This window comes from Streptomyces sp. NBC_00249, from assembly GCF_026342355.1.
Taxonomy (GTDB): Bacteria; Actinomycetota; Actinomycetes; order Streptomycetales; family Streptomycetaceae; genus Streptomyces.
In genome coordinates, this window is the sequence record NZ_JAPEMV010000011.1 from 258,238 (window position 1) to 281,952 (window position 23,715).

Sequence of the window (23,715 nt, forward strand, 5' to 3'; positions counted from 1 at the left end):
GACAGCCGACACCGTCGGGGCCGGTCCACGTACCCCGGGCAAGGGACTTCCCAGGACGCGAGCGTCACCTCCAGTCGCCGAACCTCTCGAAGTACGCCTCCACGGAGCGCACACTGGTCGCCTCCACCACGGCCCGCTGCGCTTCCCAGTCGTCGGCGAACGCCTCGACCAGCACCTCCGCGGCCCTCGGCGTACCGATCACCTTGCGCAAGCACTCCTCGCGGCGCGAACCGTCGAAGTGGACGAGCGCGACCCGCGTCACGTTGTACGCGCGGCTCGTAGAGCTCAGGCGGTACGGCGGATACGGGCGGAACCGGTGCGCCAGCCGCGCCCCCGGGACGGCCAGCACGTCGACCCCGGCACGCCAGGCCCGGAGGCTGAAGTCCACGTCCTCCAGACCGAGTTCGCGGAAGGTGCCGAAGCCGCCCAACCGGTCGAACGTCACCCGGCGCACCGCGAGGCAGCCGCCCGGCGCGAGGGGCACCGGGTAAGGGGCGGTACGGTCCGGCGCGGGAGGCAGCCAACGCACCCGCAGGTGGGCGTCGATCAGCCGCGCTCCGCAGCCCGCCGACGTGCCGCCGATGTCGCGGACGGCGGGCGCGAGGACGGCGTCGGGCCTGGCTTCCAGCGCCGCCCGCAGGCGTGCCAGGCAGTTCCGCTCCAGCCGGCAGTGCGCGTCGAGGAACACCAGGTGCGTACCGTGGGCGAGCCGGGCGCCCGCGTTACGGGCCGCCGCGACCCCGCTCCGCCGGATGCGATGGACCACGACCCCGCGGGCCCGCCACTGGGCCCCTTCCAGCACGGTGCAGCTGCCGTCGGTGCCACCGTCGTCGACGACGATCGTCTCGTCGGCGACGGCGGATCCGGCGAACACGGACTCGAGGGTCGCATGCAGCTCCGCCCCCTCATCCAGCGTCGAGATGACCAGCGAGACCGTCGACGCCCCCGTGCCGCGCCGCACGGGACCGGCCGAGGACGCCGTACGGCTCATGTCGCCGGCGGCCCGGGAGTGCCCGGCGGGACGCCCCCGGGAGGCAGCGTGGCGACCAGGTCGATCAGGCCGGGCAGGAGGGCCGCGTGCCGGAGCGAGTCCTGCAGATAGGCCGTGAGCCCGGCGGTGAGCGCGAAATGGTAGGAGCCCAGCCGGTCGAGCTCCGCACCGTCCAGGCTGAGCGACAGCAGGTCACCGAGCCGTAGTCGGGCCAGGCCCAGCGCGTCAATGACGTTCTGCGGGGCGGCGGAGAACTCCAGGTAGTCGGCGAAGTCGGTGGACGACCGGAAGTCCGCCTCGGCGAAACCGGCCTGCTCGAGGGCGCGCTCGACCGCCCGGTCGCCCTGGCGCACCAGATAGCCGGCCGACGGTACGTCCGCCTCGCGCAGGTACTCGAGCAGCTGCTTCGTCATGGCTCCGACGAGGCCCAGGTTCGTGGCGTTCCTCCGGTCGGTCAGGACCGGTGTGAGGTGGGTCCGGTCCTCGGTTCCGATCATGGCGATGCCCACCGCCTCGATCGTCTGCGATCCGATGCCCTTGGGCGGCCACGGCCTCTCCGTCACGGCCAGAGCCAGGATGAGGCCGTGCCCGGACAGCAGCGGCTCCAGTACCTCGCTGAAGAGGTACGGGTAGCCGTTGCGGCGGCAGAACGTCGCGAGCGCGCTCCGCGTCTCGGGGTCGATGTCGCCGGACACGCGCATCCGGACCGACTCGTTGGCGGAGGAGTGGCAGGTCATCGCGGGCCTCCGAGCGCGGGGGAGCTTGCACTGGACATCCACCCGGCGACCGCGTACCGCGTGCCGTCGAGCACGGTCGCCACCTCGTGCATCAGCGAGGACCGGAACAACAGCAGCATCCCCGGCTCCGGCACGACGACCACCCGCCGGTCGCGCAGGCGGGGATCGGTCTCGTAGACGGTGAGCGCGCCACCGTCGAACGTCGGCAGGGTCCCGGTGTCGCGGCGGCCGTTGAGGTAGAGCAGCAGCGACCAGCGGTGGGCGGCGAGCCGCGGCGGATCGTCCTTGTGGTTGGCGACGTCGCGGTGCGCGCGGAAGTAGCTGCCCTTCTCGTACGACATGAAGTACGGGCCGTACAGGAAGTCCGCATCCGAGTCGAACGCCGCGCGGTGGTCGTCGAAATAGGACGCCAGGCGCTCACCGATGCGCTGCTTGTGGTCTTCGGGGAAGTGGTGGTCGAAGCAGAGGCGCAGCGACGTGTCCAGGAGCGATTCGCCCGCGCGGACGACCTGGGCCGGCTCGCGAGGTGACTCGTCCATGGCCCGGATGACATCGGCGCACTCGGCGGCAGACAGGAAGCCGGGGGCCGACGCCACGTTCTGCGTCCTGAACTGGGGTCGCATGTCCTGGCGCCTCCCGGTCAGATACGTCTGGTGCGGGTGGACCCAGACTGCCGCAGGCGGGCCTGGCGCACCGGGACCGACACACCGGACCAGCTCGCACGGCGGATTCCGCCTTTCTATCTCCAACCTGCGTTGTTCCTAGAATGGCCATGTGAAGGACATCGATGTGATCGCAGTGTTGCAGGATCCGGTGCGGCGCCGCCTGTACGAGTATGTGGTGGCGCAGGGCCGTGAGGTCGGCCGCAACGAGGCCGCCGAGGCGGCCGGGGTGGCGCGCACGCTTGCCGCGCACCATCTGGACAGGCTGACCGAGGTCGGGCTGTTGGAGAGTGGCAGCCGCCGCCTGACAGGCCGTTCAGGGCCGGGGGCGGGCCGTCCCGCCAAGGTGTACACGCGGGCGCGGGTCGAGCGGTCGGTGTCGCTGCCCGCCCGCGACTACCGCACGGCCGCCGAGCTGCTCGCCGAGGCCGCCGAGCAAGCGGGGCTGGACGCCGGGCTCTGCGCGGCCGCTCGCCGCCGGGGTGAGGCCCTGCGCGGCTCGGCGGCGCCCTGCGGAGGTCTCGAAGAGGCGATGGAGATGCTGGCCGCCCGCGGCTACGAACCGCACCTGGAAGGCGCTGAGGACGCCGAGGGCGCCGAGGATGCCGAGGGCGCGCAGGACGCCGAAGGCGCCGAGGGGGCGACCGGGGCGGCCGCACGCGTCGTCCGTATGCGCAATTGCCCCTTCCATGCCGTCGCCGAACGCTTCCCGCCACTCGTCTGCGGCATGAACCTCGCACTGCTGGAGGGGCTGCTCGGTGCGGACGGTCCCGTCCGCGCTCGCATGGACTCCCGGCCGGGAGAGTGCTGCGTGGTGGTCGAGACTTCTAAAAACAATGGGGATTGACATAGAAAAGCGGGTCGTGCTGGGATGAGGCCATGACCGCATCCACGCATGCCGCCCACCTCGCCCAGCTCAATGTCGCCACGCTCCGCCACCCGTTCGACGACCCGCGTGTGGCGCCCTTCGTCGAGATGCTCGACCCGGTCAACGCCGCCGCCGACGGCGCGCCCGGCTTCGTGTGGCGGCTCGTGGAGGAGGGAGCGGCCGACGCCACCGGCCTGCGCCCGGCGGGCGAACACGTCATCGTCAACCTGTCGGTGTGGGAGACCCAGGAGGCCCTGTGGGACTTCGCCTACCGCAGCGGGCACCTGGAGGTGATGCGACGGCGCCGCGAATGGTTCGAACGCCACGTCGAGGCGCACATGGTGCTCTGGTGGGTCCCCGCCGGGCACCTCCCGACCGCAGACGAGGCCCTGGAGCGACTGGCGGACCTGCGGGCGCACGGTCCTTCCCCGCGCGCGTTCACTTTCGCCTCCTCCTACACCACGGCCGAGGCCGCCCAACACCTTCAGGCCGCGCCGCCGGCGCAGCCTGAGCAGGCCGCGCAGAGCGCGCGGCCGACGCCGGCCGGGGACACGGCGGCGGTGTAGAGCAGGGACACTCGGCCCATCAAGGCGGCGGCACCGTTCTCCCTGGACGTCGTGCGCAATACGCGACCGCCGGCTCGGCATCATCTCCACAACCGCGGGCAGGAGAGCGACAGGAGGGCTGATCGCACAGCTCAGACCCGGTGTGGGAGGCAGGGGGTGGTCCACGCATGATTGCCGCCATGGAGAGCTTGGGCGAGAAGATCAAGGTGTGGTTCCGGTTCGTCCCGCGTGAAGGCTGGTTCCCGCAGGACACGGAGGGCCTGTGGGCAACGAGACTCAGCGCCGACACCGCCAGGGTGCAGAACATCCCGTTTCTTCAGGACGGCGTCGCCGAGGACGACGTCGTACGGTTCGCGACCGACTCCGATGGGCTGCACTGGGCCGTCGGGCGCGTCAGCTCCGCCGGCAACTGCACCCTTCGCGTCGTACCCGTTCCCTCCGGCCCTCTGGGTCGGAGCCCCCACGCGGTGCACCAGCGCCTTTCGGCCTTCCGTCTCGGTGGTGAGGTCTTCAGCGCGGATTTCCCCATGGTCGCCTTCACCGCACCGGCCGGCGCGGACTTCACGGGGATCAAGGCGCTCCTGGAACAGGGGCAGAAGGAGGGCTGGTGGCACTACGAAGTCGGTTGTGGCACCGAAGAGTGGTGGAACGCCTGACTCCTCAAGCACTGGACGTTCGATCACGTCAAAGGCCTTGAAAATCAGCGCTTCAGCAGCTTCGGCCTGGTGGTAATGCCGACCAGCCGGTCAGGTCTGGGGGTCACGTCGACGCGGTTGGGGTGCCCTGACCTTGCCGACGGTCGATGTCGGCGTCGGGTGAGAGGATCACGCTCATGCCCCTGCCTCATCCCGATGATCTGACTTCGCTGGTCCTGCGCACCGACTTCGGTGACGAGGGAGCCTGGGATGCGGTTCGAGCCGCACTCGACGCTGCCGGCGAGTATCCCCATGCCACGTATATCAGCGACCTTCGTTTCGCCGACGTGGATGTCCAGGCGCTCCTGGACGAAGAAGCTGCCACGGAAGAGGACGACCAGATCGTCTACATGTTCCTGGCGGACGCGACCACGATGGATGATCCGGGCCACCCGGTTCTGGCCGTGGACCTTTCGGACGAACCTGGGCGAACGTTCAGGGTTCCAGTTCAGTGGTTTCCGGACGTGGCTGCCAACCTCAGCATCGCCAACATGGACTTTGCGGACTTCGCCGATGCCGCTGATGAATCAGGGACCTTCTGCGGCTTTGACGGCGGCTGACGCCTCACCGTTGAGGCACGTCCGGGGTGAGCTACGTGTCGCGCCAGTTCAGTGTGCCTTCGCGATCCGTGAGAGCACCTGGATGCCGCCGGCGTTGTCCGAGAGGTTGCCCACAGTCAGCCCCTGACGATGCAGAAGGGATGCCCAGCCGGATCGGTGAGGACCCGCCACTTGTCCTCATGCGGCTGGTGATCCGACTTGCCTGCGCCCAACTCCAGCAACCGGGCCTCCGCCTCGTCCAGGTCCACGACGTCGAAGCAAAGGTGAAGCTGCTGGGGAACGGCCGGATTAGGCCAGCTCGGGGCCTGGTAGTCGTCGACCCGTTGAAAGCCGATGAGGAGTCCATCCTCACGGTTGAGACCGGCGAAGTCGGCGTCCGACTTCGGGTGGGGTTCAAGGCCGGTGGCCTGCTGATAGAACGCCGCCAGAGCCAGCGGATCAGGGCAATCGAGTGTTATCGCGCTCAACTTCATCTGCAAGGACATGACACCTCTGAGCCGATCAACAGACTTTCGCGATGCACACTCTAACGACGTGGTGAGCGATAGGCGGATGATTAATCGGCGAGGCGAAGGTCGGTGATGATGCGGAAGCGTTTCAGAACCGCCAGCGTCGTGTCGTCCACGGTGAATTCGGGGTCCTCCAACGCGGCGCGCATCTCCTCGCTGTGCCAAAACCGCTCATGGCCCGCCCGCCACTCGGCCACGCTGGTGTCCCCCTCCCCCTCGTCCACCACGTGAGCGAGATCCACCTGCGCCAACGGGACGACACGCACGCCGGTGATCTCGATGACCGCGACCGGACGGTCATCCGAGTCGATGACCACCGAACGGCTCCCGACTTTCGGCAGGGGCTCCCCCTCATGCTCGTAGTCGACAAGGAGTTCTGTGGTGGAGGTCTTGGAACCGTTGAGGATCGCTGCGACGAGCTGGTCGCGCAGCGGGCCGGGGAAGGCGAACTCGACCCTGGGCATCGATGCGAGGTTCGCGGGTGGGGTGGCGTCAGTCGTCATGCGGTCACGGTAACTGCCCATGCCGCGCAGGCCGGCAGGAGTGGGCCGTGACGTGGCGAGGACCGCGTGGGTTGGGTGTTGTTGTGACGCAATACCTGGCCCGCACGGCCCTTTCCCATCGTATCTGCACTGGTCTGTCCCGGCGTCGACTCGGTGCGCTGATCGGAGAGTTGGCCGGCCCCTGGATGGCCTCCGAAGCAGGGCGGCTCCATGAACGTCGAGGCCACGAGCGTCTGCGCGCGGCCGGTGCTGGAACGAACCACGAGCTGGTGTTCACTGATCGAATGATCGCCACCCTGGTGATCCTGCGCTTTCAACTCCCACACGCCGCCCTGGCCCTGTTCTGCGACGTGGACCGCTCCACAATCACCCGCGCTGTTCACGAGATCCGTCCACTGCTTGCCGCACGGGGTTTCGCCGTTCCCGGCCAGCCCAACCTGCGGCTTCGTACGCTTGCGGACGTGTTCGCGTACGCCGCTGCCAAGGGCGTCGAGCTGCGGATCGACGGCACCGAGGTCCAGCTCCGCCGCCCGCGGGCGAACAGGCCCGGCCGCCGCGCCTTCGTCTCGGGCAAGCGCAGGCAGAACACCAAGAAGGCCACCGTCATCACCGACGGGAAGGGCCGCACGCTGTGGACCGGGGCGTTCCGGCCCGGCCGCATGCATGATCAGACAGCGTTGAAGACCGAGGGCATCTGGGATCTGTTCGAGCAGTTCCCCGGGGTCAGGGCCAAGGTCGACGCCGGCTATCTGGGCCTGGCCAGAGATTTCCCCAACCAGGTCGAGGCGCCTCCGAAGAAACCGAGCAAGGACGCCACCCCCGAGGAACTGGCCGTCTGGGAAAGGGTCCGACACCAGCAGTCCTCGGAGCGGATCTGCGTCGAGCACGGCAACGCCGAGCACAAGCAGTGGCGGGCCCTGCAACGCTGGATCGGTGCCCGAGAGTACTACGACGAGATTCACTCGGCCGTCGGCGGCCTGGTCTCCGACCGTGCCGCCGAGAGGTGATCACCCACCCGACGACTCTCCAGGCCAGCACGCCCCACCCTCAATTGCGCACCACGTTGTAAGAGGCGCCGCCCCGGTCGGTTGCACGAGATGGCCTGTCAGGCCAGCGTCTGTGTCTGCAGGTAGGTACCGGGCTTGCTGGCCAGGCGCCCGGCTGCTTCGGCGGCTTTGAGGTGCCAGCCCCTCATTCCTCGGAGAGCTGGTGGAAGTTGAATGCGGGGGCCCACCAGCACCAGGCCGGAGACCGGGGCGCCTTGACAGCCCAAGTGATTAGCCGCCATATTATTTGCATGACGAGGGATGGCATCGACGGCGAGGCGCCCACGCTGGACCAGGCCCGGCGGCAGGTCGAGCACTACGGCCTGGAGGTCGATCCGCAGGCGGTGCTGGTCGCGGTGCGGCTGATCTCGGCGGGCGCGAGGGTCGGCCGGGCGGCCGAGGCGCACTTTGCCAGGTTCGGCCTGTCGACGGGGCGCTACCGCCTGCTCGCCGACCTCGAAGACCACGGCGGGGAGAAATCCCCCTCGCGCCTCGCGGCCGACCTCGACGTCTCCAGGGCCACGGTCACCGGCCTGCTGGACGGCCTTGAGCGCGAGGGCCTGATCGCCCGCCGCCCGTCCACGGAGGACGGCCGGGGCACGGTGGCCATCCTGACCGCGCGCGGGGCGCAGCGCCTGCGCGACATGGCGTCCGAGCATTTCGGGCGGCTCGAGGCGATGGTGGGCGGGCTTTCCGTCGAGGAGCGTGCGGTGTTCCTGGATCTGCTCGCCCGCGTCGTGCGCGGCAGTGCGGCTCTGGCCGCTGACTGACCCGGCTCTCGGCCGGTTTGGCCCCGCCCTCCGGGCAGGGCCCTTTTTACGGGGCAATAGTTAGCCACCTAATTATATTGCGAGTAGGCCTGCCGCCCCCGCCGCAACCCTTCGCTTCCCTTACACGAACGAGAAAACGAGAAAGAGGCCAGCATGCCCGCAACGAAGGACAGAACCAGCCGAAACCGGGCAGCCTCCCGGCCGTCCCGCCCGTTCACCCTGTGGCGCGAGGTGCTGACCGCCTACGCCGCCCCCGCGCTGATGGCCGGTACCGCCGGGGTCGTCACCGGGCGGCAGGACCTGGCCGTGGCCGCCTGCACCTCCATCGCCGGCACCTCCGCCGTGGTGGCGTTCCTCGTCGGCACCTGGCTGCGGCACGGCGGGCGGCCCCGACGGTGGACCACCAGCACGCCGCGCGTCGCCCTGACCGCCGCACTCGTCATCACCTCCGCCGGCGCGGCGGCCCTGCTGGGATGGTTCACCGCCCAATGGCTGCCCGCCCACACCCCGCTCCCCGCCACTCCGTGGCTGGAGCGTCTGCGCATCGACCTGCCCGTCTCCGCAGCCCTCGCCACCACCATCGTCACCCTGCGCTGGCGCAGCACCACCACGGCATCCCGGCTGTGACCCGCCCCGGCACCGCGCCGGCCCACCCGACCGAGCCGACCCCGGCAGCACCCGCCGCCGGGAAGTCACCAAGGAATGAGCACACGATGATCGTTGCCATGGGAGCGACCGGAGCAACCGGGAACGCCCTGCTCCACAGCCTCCTCACACTCGGCACACCCGTCCGCGCGCTGACCCGCACCCCGCACAGGCCGATCCCCGGCATAACCGGCGCACACCAACCGCGCGTCGAGGTTCAGTACGCCGACGCCACCGACCCCCACTCCCTGCGCACCGCCTTCAAGGGCGCGAGCCAGCTCTTCCTCGCCATGGCCAACAGCCCCGTACAGGTCGAACTCGAAACCCGCGTCATCGACATCGCCGCCCACGCCGGCATCGGACACATCGTCAAGATCTCCGCACCCGCCGCCGAACCCGACTCCCCGGTCGCCGTCTCCCGCGGACACCACGCCGTCGAGGAACACCTGCGCGCCAGCGGCCTCACCCGCACCATCCTGCGCCCCTACGCGTTCATGCAGAACCTCCTGCGCCTGGCCCCCACCGTCGCCCAGGGCGTCATCCTCGGCACGACGGGCGACGCGCCCTGCAACTACATCGACTGCCGCGACATCGGCGACGTCGCCGCCGCCACCCTCACCAGGCCCGACATCGCCGGCGGCACCTACACCCTGACCGGAACCGAAGCCGTCTCCTACCCCGAACTCGCCTCACGACTGACCACCCTGACCGGCAATCAGATCCGCTACGTCAACCTCACCCCGGACGAACTGCGCGACAACCTCATGCACAACGCCCACATGCCCACCTGGCTCGCCGACCACGTGACGGAGATCCAGCAACTCGCCATGACCCGACCCGAAACCCCCACCACCACCGTCACCGACATCCTCGGCCGCCCGCCCCGCACCCTCGACGCCTTCCTGCGCGAACACCACGCCCACTTCCGCCGATAGGGCGCTTCACCGGGATACCTGGAGCCCGCCGAAGGCGGGCAGGTCGCGCGCATCACACCCCGCTTCGGCAGGTAGACGCGAGCCGCCAGTGCCCGAGTCGCATGATTACCCGACAAATAATCAGTACGGGGTAATTTCCTGCTGGACCCCTATATGCCTCAGACATGCTGCGCTGTCATATTCCTGACAGGTTGCCCCGTTCATCTCGTTGTACCCATCAGGGGAAGGCAGGAAAATGGGCAGGTTCAGGTACGGAACCACGGCGTCGGCCATCGCGCTGGCCGCCTTGGGATCGCTCGCGGCCGCGGGAGGCACGGCGCACGCGGAAGCGGCTCAGGACACCATCAGCATGCTGAAGCAGGAGAAGTCCCAGTGGTGCTGGGTCGCCTCCGGGCTGACCATCGCCAAGTTCCAGGGCTTCGGCTCCACACAGACGGACTTCTGCAACCGGGCCCAGCCCTCCTACGGCTGCAACAACCAGCCCGCCACGCTCGACGACATGGCCAGGGGCTGGAACAGCCTCGGCATGACCCACACGGGCTCGGGCCTCAGTAGCGCTGCCACGTTCAATCAGGTGTCCACCGACGTCAAGGCGGCCCGGCCGATCGGTGCCCGCATCGGGTGGACGTCCGGTGGTGGCCACATGAACGTGGTCTACGGCTTCGACACGTCGAACAGCACGATCGCTGTGGCCGACCCCTGGCCGGACACGACGACCTACACGTGGTGGAACTACAACGACTACGTGAGCAACAGCTCGTCCAAGTGGACCCACTCCCGTATCGGTATCTCCCGCTAAGGCAGGCGACATGCGCGACACCAGCGGCACCGAAATGTCCAGCAAGCGGGCGGCCTCTCGCTTCTCCCGTCTGTCCATCGTCATCGCAGTGAGCGCATCCGCGCTGCTGTCCGTCGTCGGTCCCGCCCACGCGGTCCCGGCGAAGGACCCTCTCCCGGCCGACATCCCCGACTACCAGGCCGCCCTCAACGCGGTGAAGTCCACCGACGTCCGCAACGCCGTCTGCCGCTTCCTGCGCACTCCGGTGCCCACCGGCGGCGCCGGCGCCCCGGTGCAGACGATCCCCGAAACGGCCGAGCCCTGCCAGGGCCTCCCGGTCTTCACGATCAAGGACCCGGTGGCGCGGAACGAGATCACCCCCGGGTTCGTCGCGGGCACCGCCCAGCCGCTGCCCATCGAGGCGGTCAAGCTGACGCAGCTGGTCTCCTCGCTCAGCACCACCGTCAACGGCCGCAACGCCACCGTCATGCTCGCCCCCACCCAGGGCGGCGGCTGGCACCTGGCAGCCGTGCGCGACAGCGACAGCGACGCCGCATACGCCGGCAAGGCCACCGTGGGCACGCTGGTCTTCACCGAGCCGCAGATCCGCGGCTGGTACCAGCTCAAGCTCACCACCGTCGAGCCCCTCAACGACCAGGCCCGACAAGGACTCGGCGGCCAGGCGTCGGTGTCGCTCAGCGACTACCAGAAACTGGTCAAGGCCCGCTACGCCGACAAGCTGCCCGGCTCGGAGTACGACACCACGGGCTACTCCAGCGGCTACAGCCTCCAGAGCAAGGAGGACGACGCCTCGTCCTCCACGCTGCTCCTCGCCGGCAGTTCCGGCACGGCACTCGCCCTCACGGGCGCCGCCCTGCTCCACCGGCGGCGGCGCGCAAGCACCCGCTGAGCCCGACCCCGTACGCCCCCTCGCTCCGCCCCGGCAGCCGGCCGGGACGGAGCACCTCCCCGTCCGACCGGACCGCCACCACGGTCCGGCCACCGCAGCGGGCCGGCTTCACCGCGACGAGCCGGGGATGGAGGGGGACGCGTCGAAGTGGATCTTCTGGGGGCCCTTCCCGTCGTCCTTCCAGTCGAGGAACAAGATCACGTCGGTGAAGAGGCGGTGGCGGTCGGGCCAGCGTGAGGAGTAGGACGCCGGCGTCGTGGACCCGTCCTTCGCCTGGTTGAGACGCTTGGCCAGGTCGGTGCGCCTCGTGACGGCCAGGCCGCCCCCGACGATCATCGCCGTCACTTCGATGTTCGTGCCCGTGGTGTTGAAGACGGGGCCTCGGCCGGTGGAGGCTTCCGGCAGGTCCCATGAGACCGTCGCCCAGTGCCGGACGGCCGCACCGGATTCGGTCACACAGGCCTTGACGGTGAAATCCCAGTTGTCGGGCCAGGGCCCGTTGTAGGTGGGGTTGTCGATGGTCCTGGACGACACCTTGCACCGCTCCACCGCGTGCGCGGGGCCGATCCCCGCGGCACCCGCAATGACGGAGGTCGCCACCAGCACCGCCGAGAGCCGCCGGGTGGGGGATGTCCTGAGCATGGGGCGCGCCTCCAATGGTCGAGTGACCAGGTCAACGAGACGACACCGAGAAGGAAGCGAACCCCCGCCGGCCCGGCACGCGTAGCCATGCGCCCCGAGACCATTCCTGCGGATCACCACCGAGCAGATCAAGACCGTGTACGTGAACACCTACCCGTGGGACTGGACGCAGGTCAGCGGGCAAGTACGTGGCCGTCGTCGGGGCGGTGGTCCCGGGAGCGGCGCAGGTCGGTGGTGACGTAGGTGCGTTGCAGCCAGCGGTCTGCACCGTCGTAACGGGGGTGAAAGGCGGTGCGGCCATGGACGGTGACGCGGTTGTCGATGACGACCAGGTCGCCCGGATTCAGGCGCAGGGTGCGGGCGGTCGCCTCGCAGGCGCGTCCGAATTCGGCCAGCGCCGCGGCGGCCCGGGGGGTGAGCGGGGTGGTGACGAGTTGAGCCATGCGTATGTCGGGATCCTCGACTGCTCCCGACAGCACCGGTCGGGGCCTGACATCGGACTCGGTCGCGCCGGCGTCGGGGCCGAATGAGGGTGGTGGTGTGGTGATGAACTCCGGTGCGAACAGCGCCTGGCGGCCGGCTGGGGTGAGCAGCGGCAGCGCTCGGCGGATGCCGGCGACGCGCATGCCTGCGCGCCGGTCGTGGTCGGCGCGCAGGCACAGGAAGACCACATAGTCGGGTGGGTGGGGGTGGAAGCCGTTCTCGGTGTGGAAGGACAGCGGCACCGATCCGGCGTTGCCGTGGAAGCTCTCCTGCCCGGGCACGGGCACGACGTCCTGGACGAGGGCGCCGGACTTCTCCGCCAGGTAGGCGAGAGGCTCGCCGAGCCCGCAGGCCACCATGGTGAGCAACGCGGCCGAGACGGTGGCCCGGCGCTGGACCGAGCCGGGTACGGACGGCGTCGCGGGCAGGGCCGCCCGGTCGACGGGCAGGCCGCCGATCACCAAGGTGCCATGCGGGCCGGAGTGCCTTCGAAATCGGCGCACCCCACGGCGCAGCGGGAACGGAAGGTCCTCCCAGGCGTCCCGGGCCCGGGCCACCCACTCGGGGGTGTCGACCTGGTCGTGGTCGCTACCGCACAGGGTGCGGGCCAGCCGCTCGCACGCGTCTGCATCGGCCGGGTCAAGTGCCCAGTCGGCGGCGACGGCGGAGCTTTGGATGGTGTCGGGCGTCGTCTCGGGCATCGGGGTCTCCTGCCGGGGGCGTGGGCGGCGGACGCGCGGAGTCACGAGTGGCGCAGGCCGGCCACGGCGTCGGCGACGTAGTGGTCCCCGAATCGGATCAGCGAGGCGTACTGGGCCGCGCGGCGATGGCGCATCAGCCGTAGTTCGGCGACCGCGTTGTCGGGGCCCGCGGGCTTCTGAGCGATGGAACGACGCAGATGCACCATCGAGTACGCGAGCGTGACGTGCCGTTCACCGTCCACGATGTCGGCTTCCAGCAGAGCGCCCCGTGCCTCGGCCAGCTCCGGGTCGCGGGCCGCCAACTGTTCGTAGGGATCGGGAACCACGGACAGCAGGTCCTTCATCGCCGCCCGGAACAGCTTGTATCCGCGATGTTGGCGCCCGCTCAACGGGACGTCCACCGACGGGGGCGCCATGGTGTGGCGTATCGCCGCCATGTAGTACTCGGCCGGGACCGTACTCGCGTGGGTCATGGCCGCCGGGAAGCCCCGTACGTACTCCGTCGCATCTGCCAGCCGCAGCAGAGCGGCATCGCCGTCGCCGTGCCGTAGATGGCGGGTGGCGTCGGCCACGGCGACCGCGGCGCAGATGTTGAACAGGACATGGACCTGGTGACCGATGAGCCACCGAGCACTCCACACACTTTCCAACGACGCCCCCGCACCGGCCTCGGGGACGGCCACGAGCGGTAGGGAGTCAGGGTCGGCGCCCGGCGCCGCGCCGGTGAGGTCGAGCACCGCCTGCCGCATCCCGGCGACCTCCAGCGCCAGGTCGGCACCCGACAGCGGAGCATCACACAGGTCTTCCAGACCGCGGTGGACGACCAGGACACCGTGCAGGGCGGCCTGTTGATCCGACAGCTCCCCCTCTCGGACCCGGAAGAACGACTGACTGGTCGACTCCGCCGGGAGTCCTTCACCGGCCACGGCCGGAGCCAGAACCGACAGCGCGGCCACCAACTCACCGGCAGCCGCAGTAGCCTGCCGCAGCGCGGAGGTCTGTTCGGCAGGTCTGGCATGGGTCGCCAACCCGGCCAGCACGCGCGCGGTCCGCTCCGCCTCGGCATCGACCCGTGGACCCAGCACCGGGACGGGACGCCCGCCTCGGGGCTCACGGAAAACAGCGACAGCAGGATGACCGGCGACCGGCGATAAGCCCATGGTTGAAGTACTTCGCCAAGAACACTCCACACGAAACCTGACCGGCAAGATCATTCCTGTGCGTGCGCCGGAGTTGGCGGACGTCTGCCGGACCGGGCTCGTCGGTCCGACAGCAGTCGATGTCAGGCCAGTGCGGCTCCGCCGTCGAGGGTGAGCACCGTGCCGGTCGCGTAGCCGTTGCTCAGGAGGTAGAGGTAGGCCGCCGCAGCCTCCTCGGGGCTGCCGACGCGCTGCACGGGAAGGGCGCTGCCTTGCGCTTGGAGGAAGGCCTCCGGCTCGGGCACGGTGCTGTCCCAAAGCTCGGTGCGGATCGCGCCGAGGCGGACCGCGTTGACCCGCAGCGGGGCGAGTTCCAGGGCCAGGGCTCGCGTCAGACCCTCGACGGCTGCTGTGATGCTTGCGCCGAGCGAGGCTCCGGGGGCGGGCCGGGTGGCGAAGGCGCCGGAGGTGAAGGTGATCGAGCCGCCGGGACGGAGCTTCGGCGTCGCGTACTTCGCGGCGAGCAGGGCACCCCAGAAGCGGCGCTCGAAGAACGCTCGGGACTCCTCGGCGGTGAGGTCGGCGAGCGGGGTCAGCAGCAGGGACTCGCCCGCCGTGTAGACGAGGTGGTCGAACTCGCCGATCCGGTCGAAGAAGCCGGCGAGTGCGGCCTCGTCGGCGACGTCCAGCAAGATGCCTTCGGCCGGGCCACCGAGCTTCTTCACCGCCAGGTCGACCCGGCCCTGGCTGCTGGAGGCGACGACCACGTTCGAGCCCTGAGCCGCTGCGGCCTGCGCAACGGCGAATCCGATGCCGGAGGTACCACCTATGACGACGACACGCTGGGTGTCTGCTGTGTTGTTCATGGCGAGGACGCTACGTGTCACGACAGAGACAATGAATAGCCTGAAGTCTTGATTCGCTGTCTGATCGTCTCGATCTCAGCACGCTATGGTGAGTGCATGGACATACTCAGCGACACGCTCGCGGCCCTGCGCACCGGGCGTCCGTCCGTTGTCCGTACCGACGCGCAGGCGCCGTGGGGTGTGCGCTTCCAGCCCATCGCGGGAGCCGGATTCCACGTCGTCGTCGAAGGACACTGTTTTCTCCTGCCGGTTGGCAGCGATCCGATAGCCCTGGGCCCCGGCGACGTCGTGTTCCTGCGGCGCGGCACCGATCACGCCATCTGTGACGCGGTCACCAGCGAGCTGGTCGCCTTCGAACCCGACCGCGTCGACACCTCCTCGCCGATCGGGCGTTTCACCGTCGAGGGCGACGGCGCTCGCAGCGTGCTGGTATGCGGGGCCTACCACCTCGACGTCGACCGGCCGCATCCGCTGCTCGGCGAACTCCCGGAGGTCATCCACCTCCCGGCCAGCCCCGGTCGCCATCCGGCGCTGCGCTCGGCGGTCGACCAGCTCTGCGCCGAGATGCACCAGCCTCAGCCGGGTTCGGACTCAGTGGTCACGACGCTCGTCGATCTGCTGCTTCTCTATATCCTGCGGTCCTGGTACGCCGAGTTGCCCAGGGAGCAGACGCAGGGCTGGGCGTCGGCACTGAACGACCCGTTGATCGCCCCGGCGCTGAAAGCGATCCACGACGACCCGGCGCATCCGTGGACCGTCGAATCGCTGGGGAGCCGGGCCGGACTGTCGCGCGCCGCGTTCGCCCGGCGGTTCACCACGGTGGTCGGCGAGCCGCCGCTCAGCTACCTGACGACGTGGCGGATGGCCATCGCGGCGCGGATGCTGCGCGAGACGGCCGACTCGCTGAGCGCCGTGGCCGAGAACGCCGGCTACACCTCGGAATTCGCGTTCGCGAAGGCCTTCAAGCGGCACTTCGGCGCCCCGCCCGGGGCATATCGGCGGGAGCGGCGGACGGCGTCGGCTTCGCTGTCGGTGCCGGTTTGATTCTCTTGGGCGGGAGCCTGGGTTCTTGATCGTTCGTCAGCGTGTCGTCAGCGGTTGACTTCGAGGTTGGTCAGGACGAGCAGGACGCGCAGGAGGGCGGTGGCGCGGGCGGCCGAGATCCAGACCAGCTTGCCTCGCTCATCGGTCAGGGCGAGGAAGCGCAGGCCGTGGCTCTGGTGCCTGCCGGAGTGGTTGGGCGGTTCGCCTTCCCAGTGCGGTGTTGGGTGGGGATCAGGGTGCCGTCGATGAGGACGACCTCCCCACCCCGAGCGCGGGCGCCACCGGCGTATTGCCGCACCGGAGCCCCGATCCGGTACATCCAGGGCCCCTCGCGGGACTCTACGAAGCGCCCTCCGCGGAGCGCTCGAAGGAGACTTCCACGCGGCGGTTCTTCTTCCGGCCCTCCTCCGTGCTGTTGTCGGCGACGGGGTGCTGCTCGCCGAAGCCCCGGACCTCGAACGTGACCCCCGCGGAGGCGAGGTCCGTGGCCAGCACGGCCTGTACCGCCTCGGCACGCTGCTTCGACAGCGCGTCGCCGTGCGCCGAGGAGCCGAGATTGTCGGTGAAGCCGAAGACACGGACCTTCTTCGCGCCCTGCTTCTTGATCTCCGCCGCGACGCCGGCGATGCGGCCGTTCGCGGCGGGGGAGAGCTGCGCGCTGTCCTTGCCGAAGAGCACCTCCGACTGGAGCGCGACTTTGATGTCCGTCTTCGTGTCCTCGCGGCGCTCGGTGCCCTCGAGGTCCTCGACGACGGACTTGACGGTGAGCACCTTGACGGGCCCGAGGCGGACACCCGACGGGAGCCCGAGATCAGGGTCGTTCGCGTCGATCCGCGGCGGCGGTGCGGTGGATGCGGACGGGTAGGGAGACTCATCGGCAGCGGCGTGCGCAGTGAGCAGCCCGAGTGCCAGCGCACCGATGACCGCCGCAGCCCGGGCCGTACGCACGCCAGTCCGCCGGGTGGACGTCACAGTCCCGGTCATCAGGACACCTCGATCGTGCCGGCGGCGAAGCCGGGGAACTGGATACCGACCTCGGTCGTTGAGGCGGGCGGGGCCGGGAACATCGCGAAGACGTCCATCGAGGCCTTGGCCTTCAGCGGGTCCGCGTAGTCGGTCGTCGTCAGCGGGCGGTCGTCGGAGTCGCGCAGGACGTAGTAGCGCTTCCTCTCCTTGGAGTCCACCAGGGTCATGGCGCCCAGGGACCGTCCGTGCATTGCCACGCTCTGCTCCAGGCCCTGCCAGCCGATCGGGACGGTGTAGTCCTCGCTGCTGGTGTTCTTGAACTCGCCGTAGACCGTGAGGAACCCGCCGCTGTCCCTGGTCGCAGCGTGGACGATGAGGTCGATGCCGTCCGGTCCCTTGAACGTGCCGAGCACCTTGCTCTTGTCGGGGAAGGTCCTGCCCCCTCCTCCCTTCGACGCCCCGTCCTTCACGGCCCCTGAAGACGCCGCGGAGGAGGGCGAGGAGCTGCTGCTGTCCTTCGTGGTCCCACCACTGCCACCACAGGCCGACAATGACAAGGCCAAGGCCGCCGCGAAAACGGTGGCTGCCCCGCCCCGACGTATGCTCCTCATCAGCCTCATGCTCATGAACGATGTTCCTTTCCCTTACGGACCTTCCTCGGTCCGGCAGATGGTGGAATGCGCCCTCCCGGGCCCGGAATGGGGCCGGCAGGGGCGTCAATCGGGCAACGCGCGCGCATCATGGAGAAGCGCAGCGGCTCTCGGCCGCACTCAGGGAGTTGCCGAGGCCGAGCTGGCGGCCACGAAGTCCATGGTCCGGTACTCCGTACTCCGTGCTCCGGTAGAGGCACGGTCTGTCCGCCGGACACCCGCCGATGGCCGCTGCGACTCGACGACAGGCGTCCCCCTCGACCAGGCAGTGACCAGGAGTCCGGTGCGTGGCGCGGCCGGTCGGCCGGCGCATTACCCGGCCAACCTGCGTGAACCGCACCCGGACCTGCCAACACCGCAGCCCAGGGGCTTCGGGTCGCCCTGGACCGCCGACGACGTCCTAGTCCCCGGTGATCTCCGAGGGAGGCAGCGCGGCGAGAGCCTGCAGAGTGTTCAGGAAGCCGCGTCGATCTTCCTCCGGCAGACGAGCCAGCAGCCGTTCCTCGCGCTGCTGGATCGCCGACTGGACTGCGTCGCGCACCCGGCGCCCCGCAGGGGTGAGCGAGAGTACGCGCGCCCGCCGGTCCGCGGGATCAGGCTGCCGCCGGATCAGTCCGCGTTCCTCCAGGTCGTCGAGGACGCCGATGATCCGGGTCTTGTCGGCGCCGATGTCCCGCGCCAACGCGGCCTGCGTCCGTACCGGCTCGTCGTCGAGACCGAGCAGTACCGAGTACGCCCACATGCGCAAATTGTGTTCGCGCAGCACCGGCAACTCGGCGGTGACCAGCGCGCGGCCCAGAGGGACGATCATCGCCGCCAGGTCGGGGCGCCCTTCGGATGAGGTGTTCCCGGTCATGGAGAAGAAGATACTCGTTGACCTATGATCTGTCCATGCTTACCGTAAGCAGATGCTTACTGACTTAGTGACCATCAAGGCTTTCAACGCCCGTGCGGTACGCGAGAGCATCGCTGTGGTCCGCCGGGTGAACGTAGAGGACCTCACCCGTCCCACCCCCTGCTCGGCCTGGAACCTGGGCGAGCTGCTCGCACACATGACGGCCCAGCACCGGGGTTTCGCGGCGGCGGCGAGGGCCGACGGCGGTGACCTGACGCACTGGAAGGCCGAGGTGCCGGGGTCGGAAGCCGTCGGGCGTTACCTTGCCGCCGCGGAAGAGGTCCTGGCCGCATTCGCCGAAGTCAGCTCGGAGGAGCAGGAGTTCGCCCTCCCGGAATTCGGCGCGGGCGCAGCCTTCCCGGCGATCCGGGCCATCGGATTCCACTTCCTCGACTACGTGGTCCACGCGTGGGACGTCGCCCGCGCCCTCGAGCTGCCCTTCGCCATGGACCCTGACCTCCTGGACTCCGCCCTCCCCATCGCACGGGCCGTTCCCGACGGCGCCCACCGCACGCAGCTGGGCTCCGCCTTCGCTCCGAGCCTCCCCGAACCCACCGACTCCGACGCCTTGACCCGAATCCTCACCCACTTGGGCCGCTCCTCCTCCTGGGGCGTGAGAGGTGCCGGCGATGGGCGCGGTTGAGGCGGGCGGGACGACGGCATGGAGCCGACCGATCGGGTTTGCGACTACTGCGCGGCCGCCGACGACTTCTCAGCACGGCGCGGGCGTCCGCGGTCACCTCGGTGATCGCGGTTGTCGCACGTTTCGGCCGCGCTTCCGTGGAGGCCCGCACGGAGCCGCCCTTGAGCGCTTTCACGTAGCAGCGCGGCCGCTGATTGACATGGGTTCGGGTCGTCCTGGTGGCGCGACCGCCGCGGAGGCGAAGCTGGCGGCGACCCTCCGGGCGAGCGCCACCCTCGTCCCAGTCGTCGCTGGTCAGGCGGCGACCCAGCAGCCCAAGCTGACGGGCTGGGTCAGCGCGCGAGCGCGCTCATGCACAACAAGTCCGGCACGCCGCACGGGCGCCGCGGCCCCATGCCAATGGGCCTGGGCTTCGAGACCGCACGCCAGCTCGTCGCCGCCGGCCACACCGTCTACACCGCCGCCCGTAACGAGGACGACGCCCAGCACGCCGCCAAGGAACTCGGAGCGAGGCCGATCGTCCTCGACGTATCCGACGACGTCTCGGTCCAGGCAGCCGCCGCCCACATCTCCCGCGAGCACGGCTCCCTCGACGTCCTGGTCAACAACGCCGGCATCCCCGGGGCAGGGGCAGGCAAGCCCGTCAGCGACCTCACCGGCGCCGACATCACGGCCGTACTCGACACCAACGTCGTCGGCATCGTCCGCGTCCTGCACGCCTTCCTGCCGCTCCTCCAGCGCAGCGGCAACGGTGTCATCGTCAATGTCGGCAGCGGCATGGGCTCCTTCGGCCGCGTCCAGGACCCCGCCCGTGTCGAATCCCACCCTTACAACCCGGCGTACTCGGCCTCCAAGGCCGCCGTCTCGATGCTGACCGTCCAGTACGCCATGGCCTACCCCAACCTGCGCATCAACGTCGTCGACCCCGGCCCCACCTCCACCGGCCTCAACGCCTTCCAGGCCACCCGAACCGTCGAACAAGGTGCGGTCGCCATCGTGCGGGCCGCACAGCTCACCGCCGCCGGCCCCACCGGAAGCTTCTTCGACGACGCAGGCGCCAGCCCCTGGTAGATCGCAATGATCAGCAGTCCGGGGTTACGCCTGGGAGAGAACCTCCGCTCGCTACGGATCGCCCGGCCGGGACACGGTCTTGCGTCCTGCGGGGGTCCGGTTCGGGTGTGGGGGCGGCTGTCAGCCGGGGAGCTGTTGCACGGTCCATCCGTTGCCGCCGGGGTCGTTGAACGCCGGGTAGGAGACGACGGGCCTGCCCGGTGCCGTCATGTCCTGCACCTCCGCGCCCTCGACCCCGCGCACCAGCGGTTCTCCCCGGGCGGCGCGGATCCGTCGGGCCCACTCCATCCCGGTCATGCCCGGTGTCCGGAACGGCGTGGTGAGACCGGAGCGGCGGGGCCGGTCGCGTTCGTGGACGAGGTGGGGTCGGACGAGTTGGACCGTACGTGTCTCGCCGGCCACGTATGCGGTCCCGGGCTCGCCGGGAAGACCGAGGTCGCGCACCGCGTCCACGAGTACGGCGGAAGATGCCGGGAAGGCGTCGCCGTGTCTCCTCCCCGACGGACAAGCGGTACGCCGCATCAGGGCACAGCGTGAACGTCCCCTCCGGGTCGCGGAAGCGCACCGCCTGCCCGGGTCGGGCTGCCCTCCCGCCGTCAGTGCAGTCCGCCGTAGGCGGCCATGACGATCTCCATGCCGCGGTTGTCCTCCCGCCGGTCCCGGTCGATCATCTGGTTCATGACGTAGGCCACCGTCATGCGTGAGTCGGGATCGCTCACGACCAGCGAGCCGCCCCAGCCGCCCCAGCCGAAGGTGTTGCCGAACTTGCCGAAGCCCACGGTCCAAGACATCGGCGTCCGCAGGACGCGGTCGTCACCGCGGAACACCTCCTGCCACGCGGGCTCACAGCCCTGGGGGGACAGCAGCCGCACACCGCCGGCCGATCCCTGGTTTGCCAGTACCGACTGGGTGAGGGCGACAGACCGGGCATTGCCGAAGCCGTTCACCGCAGGGATCTGCGCGCGACGCCAGGCCACGGAGTTGACGTCCCTGACCCGGATCGCGGCACCGGTGTACTCCCGGCGTGCGCCGTCCGGTCCGGGCGGCGCGCTGGAGGCGTACTCGTCGGTCAGCGACGGCGGCGGGACGAGCGGCGCGACGCGGTGGTCATGCTCTGCGGAGAGCCCGATGTGGAAGTCCGCGCCCAGCGGCTCGGCCACCTCTTCGGCGAAGAACTCGCCGAGACTGCGGCCGGTGACGCGGCGGACGATCTCACCGACAAGGAACCCGAAGGTGAGCGCGTGATAGCCGGCGGCCGTTCCTGGTTCCCATTCGGGAGCCTGCGCGGCCAGCCCTGCCGTCACGTTCTCCCAGTCGTAGAGCTCCTCGACCGCCGTCAGCCCGGACAGGTCCGGCAGTCCCGCGGTGTGCGACAGAACGTGCCGTACCAGCACGTTCTCCTTGCCGGCCGCGGCGAACTCAGGCCAATAGGCGGCGACCGGCGCGGACAGATCGAGCTGGTCTCGGTCGGCCAGGATCAGGGCACACAGGGCGGTCATGTTCTTGGTCGTCGAGTTCACGCCGGTGAGGGTGTCGCGCTCCCAGCTGACGGAACGGTCCGCATCACCGTACCCACCCCAGATGTCGACCACCGGCTCGCCGTCTACGTAGACGGCCGCCGACGCACCCACATCTTCCTTGGCGATCAAAGCCGCAAGTGCCTCACGGACCGCGGCGAACCGCGGCTCGCACACTCCCTCAATATCAGTCATGGGCGTAAGCCTCGGACAACGCCAGAGCCTCCTGCCCGACAATTCCCGCACTGGTTCTGTCGGGCGGGGCGCGATCACATTCGCTCAACTCCATCGAGACGGCCTGACCGCCGCGCGGTCGACCGCTCCTGTCCCCGCGGTCGGGACGGCCCTCGTCGAGCATGTGCGTCACGACAGCCCGGCCGGCGACCGACTCCGGCTTAGGCTCGGTGCCGGCCGCTGCGGTTCCTGCGGCTCCTGCGGCTCCCGCGGTTGCGGCTGGTCGGCAGGGTGGGCGTCCCCACAGGGGAGACAGAAGGAAGAAGGACGGATACACGTGCTGGAGCGGCTGAATCAGGCGCTTGACCACCTGGAGACCTGCCTCGACCGGGAGATCGACATGGCCGAGGTGGCCCGGATCGCCGCGGTGTCGGAGTACCACTTCCGACGGCTGTTCTCCGCGCTCGCCGGGATGCCGCTCCCGGTCTACGTGCGGCGCCGGCGGATGACACTCGCCGGGGCCGAGGTGCTGGCCGGGGAGCTGACGCTGCTCGATGTCGCGGTGCGGTACGGGTACGGCTCGGGCGAGGCGTTCGCCCGGGCGTTCCGGTCGGTGCACGGCATCGGGCCGGGCGAGGCTCGGCGCACGGGTGCGGTGCTCACGGCACAGCCGCGCATGTCCTTCCGTGTCGTCGTCGAAGGGGGCACGGCCATGCGGTACCGGGTCGTGGAGAAGGGGGCGTTTCGGGTCGTCGGCAGGAAGGCCCGGGTCCCGCTCGTGCACGAGGGGGTCAACGCGGCCGCCGCGGCGCACGTGGCGAGCCTGGACGAGCAGGCGATCGTACGGATGAAGGAGCTGGTCCACCAGGAGCCGGAGGGGGTCCTGTCAGCGGTGGTGTACCTGACCGACAGCCGGGAGGAGGGCGCCGAGGCGGATTACTGGGTCGGCGTGGTGACCGGTCCCGACGTGGCCGCCGAGGAGCTCGACGCCCTCGACGTACCAGCCGGGACCTGGGCGGTCTTCGACAACCGCGGGCCCTATCCGAGCGCCCTCCAGGAGCTGTGGCGAGATGTGTTCACACAGTGGTTCCCTTCGAACCCGTACGTGAGCCGGCCAGGTCCGGAGCTCCTGCGGACGCAGCCGGTGGAGATCGGCGCGGAGACCGGCTCCCAGCTGTGGATCCCGGTCGAGCGGGGCAGCAGCGGGAGCGCACGGGCGTGAACTTCGGTACGCGGCCGCACGGAAGCCGGGGCGCGCTCCGCACGGGGTAGCCGAGCTGCCCGGCCGGGAGTACCCGCCTGTCCCTGCGGGTTTCTGCTGCTCAGCGGCCTGGCAGGAACGCTCGGCGACAGAGTTCTGGCACGAGCGGGCCCGGTTGCTCACGGTGTCGTCCGACAGCTCGATCAAGGTCACTCGGGTCACTCGGGTCACTCGGAACGCTCTTCCGGGCGACCTCATCGGCCTGCCGCGGTCCGGTTGGCGGGATGTGGGAGGTCGGGGACGGTAGTGCTGTGCGTACCTACTCCTTCTCGGTCAAGAGGTTGAAAAATGCTGCTCGCTCCTGTGCTCCTCCCTGCCGTCGGCGTCATCAGCATCCTTCTCGGCCTGCTCACGGGCCGCTTCTGAGAGTCGTCGAGCCGGTCGCGGTGGGCTCGCCGGCTGGCGATTCAGCCGGTCCGGCGCTCGCCGCCGTCCGGGAGGCGTTCGACCCGCCGCATTGACGCCGCCTTCGCCGAGCCGCTCCCGCC

Annotated in this window: 28 protein-coding genes; 14 read left to right on the plus strand and 14 right to left on the minus strand. The window is 69.8% G+C overall.

Annotated features, from left to right (window positions below):
* Window positions 1–64: 64 nt before the first annotated feature.
* Genes OOK31_RS36845 through OOK31_RS36855 form a run of 3 tightly spaced genes read right to left on the minus strand, consistent with a single transcriptional unit; the run spans window position 65 to window position 2,267 of the window.
* On the minus strand, window positions 65–991 hold the full coding sequence (locus OOK31_RS36845) for a glycosyltransferase family 2 protein (protein ID WP_267091791.1): 927 nt from the start codon (window positions 989–991) through the stop codon (window positions 65–67).
* Window positions 988–1,728, minus strand: a complete 741-nt coding sequence (locus OOK31_RS36850; RefSeq protein ID WP_267091792.1) for a hypothetical protein — start codon at window positions 1,726–1,728, stop codon at window positions 988–990. The genes OOK31_RS36845 and OOK31_RS36850 overlap by 4 nt, the downstream gene beginning before the upstream one ends.
* Window positions 1,725–2,267 (minus strand): 2OG-Fe(II) oxygenase, encoded by a 543-nt coding sequence (locus OOK31_RS36855; RefSeq protein ID WP_267091793.1) that lies wholly within the window; start codon window positions 2,265–2,267, stop codon window positions 1,725–1,727. Before OOK31_RS36855 ends, OOK31_RS36850 begins: the two co-directional genes overlap by 4 nt.
* Window positions 2,268–2,502: 235 nt before the next feature.
* Between OOK31_RS36855 and OOK31_RS36860 the strand changes: the two genes are divergently transcribed.
* From OOK31_RS36860 to OOK31_RS36875, 4 genes are all read left to right on the plus strand, one after another.
* Window positions 2,503–3,237 carry a metalloregulator ArsR/SmtB family transcription factor gene (locus OOK31_RS36860; protein WP_267091794.1) on the plus strand — a complete coding sequence of 245 codons (735 nt, stop codon included), beginning with the start codon at window positions 2,503–2,505 and terminating at the stop codon, window positions 3,235–3,237.
* Window positions 3,238–3,269: 32 nt separating this feature from the next.
* Window positions 3,270–3,824 (plus strand): DUF3291 domain-containing protein, encoded by a 555-nt coding sequence (locus OOK31_RS36865; RefSeq protein WP_267091795.1) that lies wholly within the window; start codon window positions 3,270–3,272, stop codon window positions 3,822–3,824.
* 179 nt (window positions 3,825–4,003) lie between these two features.
* The gene (locus OOK31_RS36870; protein ID WP_267091796.1) at window positions 4,004–4,480 is read left to right on the plus strand and encodes a DUF4265 domain-containing protein; all 477 of its coding nucleotides are present in this window, start codon (window positions 4,004–4,006) and stop codon (window positions 4,478–4,480) included.
* Window positions 4,481–4,656: 176 nt separating this feature from the next.
* Complete coding sequence (locus OOK31_RS36875) at window positions 4,657–5,079, plus strand: hypothetical protein (protein ID WP_267091797.1); 423 nt, start codon at window positions 4,657–4,659, stop codon at window positions 5,077–5,079.
* 116 nt (window positions 5,080–5,195) lie between these two features.
* On the opposite strand, the gene OOK31_RS36880 is transcribed toward OOK31_RS36875, so the two are convergent.
* Entirely contained in the window at window positions 5,196–5,564 is a 369-nt protein-coding gene (locus tag OOK31_RS36880) for a VOC family protein (RefSeq protein WP_267091798.1), read from the minus strand.
* A gap of 71 nt (window positions 5,565–5,635) precedes the next feature.
* Entirely contained in the window at window positions 5,636–6,091 is a 456-nt protein-coding gene (locus OOK31_RS36885) for an ASCH domain-containing protein (RefSeq protein WP_267091799.1), read from the minus strand.
* Between the two features lie 83 nt (window positions 6,092–6,174).
* On the opposite strand from OOK31_RS36885, the gene OOK31_RS36890 reads away from it, so the two are divergent.
* The 6 genes from OOK31_RS36890 (at window position 6,175) to OOK31_RS36915 (ending at window position 11,175) form a co-directional block, all read left to right on the plus strand.
* Window positions 6,175–7,098 carry a transposase gene (locus tag OOK31_RS36890; protein ID WP_267091800.1) on the plus strand — a complete coding sequence of 308 codons (924 nt, stop codon included), beginning with the start codon at window positions 6,175–6,177 and terminating at the stop codon, window positions 7,096–7,098.
* Between the two features lie 290 nt (window positions 7,099–7,388).
* Window positions 7,389–7,907 (plus strand): MarR family winged helix-turn-helix transcriptional regulator, encoded by a 519-nt coding sequence (locus tag OOK31_RS36895; RefSeq protein ID WP_267091801.1) that lies wholly within the window; start codon window positions 7,389–7,391, stop codon window positions 7,905–7,907.
* Between the two features lie 153 nt (window positions 7,908–8,060).
* Window positions 8,061–8,534 carry a hypothetical protein gene (locus tag OOK31_RS36900; protein ID WP_267091802.1) on the plus strand — a complete coding sequence of 158 codons (474 nt, stop codon included), beginning with the start codon at window positions 8,061–8,063 and terminating at the stop codon, window positions 8,532–8,534.
* A 98-nt stretch (window positions 8,535–8,632) separates the two neighbouring features.
* On the plus strand, window positions 8,633–9,487 hold the full coding sequence (locus OOK31_RS36905; protein WP_323188301.1) for an NmrA family NAD(P)-binding protein: 855 nt from the start codon (window positions 8,633–8,635) through the stop codon (window positions 9,485–9,487).
* A 235-nt stretch (window positions 9,488–9,722) separates the two neighbouring features.
* Window positions 9,723–10,286 (plus strand): papain-like cysteine protease family protein, encoded by a 564-nt coding sequence (locus tag OOK31_RS36910; RefSeq protein ID WP_267091804.1) that lies wholly within the window; start codon window positions 9,723–9,725, stop codon window positions 10,284–10,286.
* Window positions 10,287–10,296: 10 nt separating this feature from the next.
* Window positions 10,297–11,175, plus strand: a complete 879-nt coding sequence (locus tag OOK31_RS36915) for a hypothetical protein (RefSeq protein ID WP_267091805.1) — start codon at window positions 10,297–10,299, stop codon at window positions 11,173–11,175.
* A 108-nt stretch (window positions 11,176–11,283) separates the two neighbouring features.
* On the opposite strand, the gene OOK31_RS36920 is transcribed toward OOK31_RS36915, so the two are convergent.
* From OOK31_RS36920 to OOK31_RS36935, 4 genes are all read right to left on the minus strand, one after another.
* Window positions 11,284–11,817: a hypothetical protein gene (locus OOK31_RS36920; RefSeq protein WP_267091806.1), complete on the minus strand. Its 534-nt coding sequence runs from the start codon at window positions 11,815–11,817 to the stop codon at window positions 11,284–11,286.
* A gap of 173 nt (window positions 11,818–11,990) precedes the next feature.
* Window positions 11,991–13,001, minus strand: coding sequence for a clavaminate synthase family protein (locus OOK31_RS36925; protein ID WP_267091807.1), 1,011 nt, complete (start codon window positions 12,999–13,001; stop codon window positions 11,991–11,993).
* Between the two features lie 41 nt (window positions 13,002–13,042).
* Entirely contained in the window at window positions 13,043–14,041 is a 999-nt protein-coding gene (locus tag OOK31_RS36930) for a hypothetical protein (protein WP_267091808.1), read from the minus strand.
* Window positions 14,042–14,283: 242 nt separating this feature from the next.
* Window positions 14,284–15,006, minus strand: a complete 723-nt coding sequence (locus tag OOK31_RS36935) for an SDR family oxidoreductase (protein WP_267091809.1) — start codon at window positions 15,004–15,006, stop codon at window positions 14,284–14,286.
* Window positions 15,007–15,102: 96 nt separating this feature from the next.
* Between OOK31_RS36935 and OOK31_RS36940 the strand changes: the two genes are divergently transcribed.
* Window positions 15,103–16,050 carry an AraC family transcriptional regulator gene (locus tag OOK31_RS36940; RefSeq protein ID WP_267091810.1) on the plus strand — a complete coding sequence of 316 codons (948 nt, stop codon included), beginning with the start codon at window positions 15,103–15,105 and terminating at the stop codon, window positions 16,048–16,050.
* Window positions 16,051–16,389: 339 nt separating this feature from the next.
* Here OOK31_RS36940 and OOK31_RS36945 read toward each other — a convergent pair whose 3' ends face one another.
* From OOK31_RS36945 to OOK31_RS36955, 3 genes are all read right to left on the minus strand, one after another.
* Window positions 16,390–17,034: an OmpA family protein gene (locus OOK31_RS36945; RefSeq protein ID WP_267091811.1), complete on the minus strand. Its 645-nt coding sequence runs from the start codon at window positions 17,032–17,034 to the stop codon at window positions 16,390–16,392.
* Entirely contained in the window at window positions 17,034–17,429 is a 396-nt protein-coding gene (locus OOK31_RS36950) for a hypothetical protein (protein WP_267091812.1), read from the minus strand. The genes OOK31_RS36945 and OOK31_RS36950 overlap by 1 nt, the downstream gene beginning before the upstream one ends.
* A gap of 637 nt (window positions 17,430–18,066) precedes the next feature.
* Complete coding sequence (locus OOK31_RS36955) at window positions 18,067–18,522, minus strand: MarR family winged helix-turn-helix transcriptional regulator (RefSeq protein WP_267091813.1); 456 nt, start codon at window positions 18,520–18,522, stop codon at window positions 18,067–18,069.
* A gap of 52 nt (window positions 18,523–18,574) precedes the next feature.
* On the opposite strand from OOK31_RS36955, the gene OOK31_RS36960 reads away from it, so the two are divergent.
* Together OOK31_RS36960 and OOK31_RS36965 are read left to right on the plus strand one after the other, a co-directional pair.
* On the plus strand, window positions 18,575–19,204 hold the full coding sequence (locus OOK31_RS36960) for a TIGR03086 family metal-binding protein (RefSeq protein ID WP_267091814.1): 630 nt from the start codon (window positions 18,575–18,577) through the stop codon (window positions 19,202–19,204).
* Window positions 19,205–19,597: 393 nt separating this feature from the next.
* Entirely contained in the window at window positions 19,598–20,275 is a 678-nt protein-coding gene (locus OOK31_RS36965) for an SDR family NAD(P)-dependent oxidoreductase (RefSeq protein ID WP_267091815.1), read from the plus strand.
* Between the two features lie 120 nt (window positions 20,276–20,395).
* Here OOK31_RS36965 and OOK31_RS36970 read toward each other — a convergent pair whose 3' ends face one another.
* Together OOK31_RS36970 and OOK31_RS36975 are read right to left on the minus strand one after the other, a co-directional pair.
* Window positions 20,396–20,797, minus strand: coding sequence for an SIP domain-containing protein (locus OOK31_RS36970; protein ID WP_267091816.1), 402 nt, complete (start codon window positions 20,795–20,797; stop codon window positions 20,396–20,398).
* 74 nt (window positions 20,798–20,871) lie between these two features.
* Window positions 20,872–21,987 (minus strand): serine hydrolase domain-containing protein, encoded by a 1,116-nt coding sequence (locus OOK31_RS36975; protein ID WP_267091850.1) that lies wholly within the window; start codon window positions 21,985–21,987, stop codon window positions 20,872–20,874.
* A 316-nt stretch (window positions 21,988–22,303) separates the two neighbouring features.
* Between OOK31_RS36975 and OOK31_RS36980 the strand changes: the two genes are divergently transcribed.
* Window positions 22,304–23,188, plus strand: a complete 885-nt coding sequence (locus tag OOK31_RS36980) for an AraC family transcriptional regulator (RefSeq protein WP_267091817.1) — start codon at window positions 22,304–22,306, stop codon at window positions 23,186–23,188.
* Window positions 23,189–23,715 lie beyond the last annotated feature (527 nt).